The organism is Streptomyces sp. NPDC043870, assembly GCF_056435785.1.
The window spans coordinates 1-1,479 of sequence record NZ_JBWKDT010000141.1 but is presented as its reverse complement, the minus strand read 5'-3'; the positions used below and the strand labels follow the sequence as shown (position 1 = coordinate 1,479).

Genomic DNA, 1,479 nt, shown 5'->3' with positions numbered 1-1,479 from the left:
TCGAACCGGGCCGCGTAGTCCTCCAACGGACCCGGCGCGGGCGGACACGGACGGCGAACGGTCATCTTCAGCCCCAGCAAGACAGTTGACTCCTACCACCGGCCTACGACCAACCCGACCTTCCGTCAACCCACGCCACCGCCGGATTTAACGAACTACCGTTACTGACTTCGGCTCGTTAGGGTGATCTTTTCCGAAGTCCCTGATGGGCCCGGTGTGGTGTCGGTATTCCGTGGCGCGTGAGGGGCGCCGGGAGACGGGTACGGATGCAAGCGGCCGAGTTGTTCGAGCAGAAGATCAAGCCTGCGGAGGTGGCACGGCGGTTGCGGGTGAGCCGGAAGTCGGCCTACCAGTGGCACCAGTTGTGGCGGGATGGCGGTGTGCAGGCGCTGGCCTCCCGTGGCCCGAGTGGATCGCGATGCCGTCTGTCCCCGCGCTGGAAAAGCTGGCCGCATACCTCAATGAGGCACCTGCCGCGCATGGCTGGGTGGAGGACCAGGTGTGGACCGCCGCGAGAGTGGCCGCGCTGATCGGCAGGAAGTTCCACGTCTCCTACAGCGTCTCGGGTGCGACGAGGCTGATGCGCCGGCTCGGCTTCCGCCCGCAGGTGCCCGCGCGGCGGGTCGCCGAACGTGACGAGCAGGCCGTGACCGCGTGGAAGGAGGCGACCTGGGCGGAGGTAAAAGAGCCCGGGCGGCTTGCGGGGGCTACATCTGCTTCGAGGACGAGGCGGGCTTCACCCGCCCGCCGCCCAAGGGACGTACCTGGAGCCGGCGCGGTGTGACTCCGCAGGTGACGGTGAGTGGCCGACGCTCGGGGCGCCTGTCGGTGGCCGGACTGATCGCGATGCGGCCCGGCTCCCGCACCCGGCTGTGCCACCGCCTGCGCACCCACCAAGCGGGAAAAGGAAAACGCCGCAGCATGGGCGAGCGCGACTTCATCACGCTGATCGACGGCACTCACCAGCTCGTCAAGGCGCCGATCGTGCTGGTCTGGGACCGGCAACCCATGCCCACGCACCCGACGGAAGTTCTCCCGCGAGCAGCGTCGCAAGGTCGACCAGATCGGCGAGCCCAGCACTTTTGAGTGCCGCGGCCATTCGATGCCTCAGGTCACGCACGCTGGCCAGGTCAGTGCCGGTTCTCGCATCCATGAGGGCGGTGCCGGTCTGGTTGCGGTGGGTTGTCGTCGTCATCACGACTCCGGGTAGCTGTCATGCAGATCACGCTAATGTCGCGATCTGGAAGAAAGCGGGCATCTGCGATATCCCGTACGTGATTACGGATTCCGTCCGACTATGTATGTGCGCGCCCCTGGTCGATGGGCAGCCGCGACGGTCCTTGGAGAGGGGCGGGCCTGGTCGCGGCCTCAATGTCTCGGTGATTTACTGATCATTTCAGAATGAGATCGGCGTGTTGGCTTGGCAGTTGGGTGTTGTGGCGGCAGTGTCTGACGATCTTGTGCCTGATGACCTGTGGG

General features: G+C 66.0%; 1 pseudogene. It reads left to right on the top strand.

Annotated features, from left to right (window positions below):
• Positions 1–266: 266 nt before the first annotated feature.
• Positions 267–1,002: pseudogene (locus AC0699_RS39730) on the top strand (winged helix-turn-helix domain-containing protein); the annotation flags it as partial.
• Between the last annotated feature and the right edge of the window lie 477 nt (positions 1,003–1,479).